This window comes from Legionella tunisiensis, assembly GCF_000308315.1.
GTDB classification, from domain to species: domain Bacteria; phylum Pseudomonadota; class Gammaproteobacteria; order Legionellales; family Legionellaceae; genus Tatlockia; species Tatlockia tunisiensis.
On record NZ_CALJ01000191.1, the window covers coordinates 1 to 1,407 of the forward strand.

Below are 1,407 nucleotides of genomic sequence, written 5' to 3' on the forward strand. Positions count from 1 at the left end.
AAGTTATTTTTGCATCACTTATTTTTACGACAGGCTGGATGAGCTCAACTCATTGTGTAAAATAGTATAGAGTATTCTCGTACCCGCATAAGCAAAGTATAACTATGAATGATATTGTTGATATCCTAAGTGCAAAGTTGACTCCAATAGTATCTCTTGTCAAACTAAAGCAGAAAAAAGAAACAAGATGAACGTAAATAGTAGATATTCATTAAATTTGTAATTCATGTCTGATGAAGAAGCAATGAGTTAATGGAGTCCTAATTCTCTCAATTTAAATAAAGAATTATGCTATGCTTTTTTATATTCATAACAATCACGGCTTATTATGAAAACAGCAAGAGGGCTAGCCGTTACAACCGATTCAACGCAATCCATTAAAGATATTGATCATTTTCACCAGCAAATAATAAGTTTTGGGAAATCCGCTGATGCTATATTGGAGTCAGCTAAAAATCATGCTGATAATTTGTTAATCCAAACTTACGCAGCTGCCTTTTATTTATATGGACAAGAGCATACCGCAACGAATAATGCGACAGCGTATTTATTACAAGCTGAAAAATGCCTTAGAACTGCCAATTTACGTGAAAAACTGACTTATCAAGCAGTACGTGCCTGGCAGCGATTGGATTATGAGTGTGCTATCAGCCTGTTTACCAGTATTGCAGCACTTTTCCCACGCGATACCTTAGCCATAAAATTTGCTGAATGGCTTTTTTATTGTAGTGGTCAAGCTTTTCAAGCAAAACGCTTCTTAGCTCTTTGCGAAAAAAGCGCACCTGAAAATCAAGATGAGTCTCATTTTTTAGCTATCCACTCATTTGCTCTCGAATTATGCGGTCACTATAGTCAGGCGAAGGCGATGGCAGAACAAGCAATCGATATGGATTTACTTACTCCGTGGGCTCACCATACTCTGGCGCATGTTTATCTTTTGCAGAATGACCTTAGCGGAGGAATCAGCTGTTTACGAAAATTACAGCCCAGCTGGGAAAAGATTCTGCCTTTACTCAAAGGACATAATAGTTGGCATCTTGCCTTATTTTATTTGGCAAATCGTAGGGAAACTGAGGCAATCGGGCTTTTAGTTCAAGTATTTTTGGTATCTGGCCCGATACGGTGTCAGAGCAGCTTGATGCTATTTCCTTACTCTGGCGTTTGGATATGGCAGGATTTCCACAGGATCATTTATTTAAGGATATTGCCAGCCATTTAAATCAACATCCTTATGAACAATATACTGGTTTTAATACTATTCACTTTATGTATTGTCTTGCAATAATTGAAGATGAAAAGGCCGTTAATCGAGCTTTGGAAGCAATTATAAGCTATGTAAAAGCCCTTCAACCGGGGTATACCCAGGATTTATGGCAAAATGTTACTCTGCCATTTTGCAAAGGTGTA

Annotated in this window: 1 protein-coding gene and 1 pseudogene; both read left to right on the plus strand. The window is 37.6% G+C overall.

From position 1 onward, the window contains the following. Positions 1 to 328 precede the first annotated feature (328 nt). Entirely contained in the window at positions 329 to 1,219 is an 891-nt protein-coding gene (locus BN58_RS24600; protein WP_051131898.1) for a hypothetical protein, read from the plus strand. Then, positions 1,168 to 1,407: pseudogene (locus BN58_RS34045) on the plus strand (tetratricopeptide repeat protein); the annotation flags it as partial. The gene BN58_RS24600 and the pseudogene BN58_RS34045, both read left to right, overlap by 52 nt.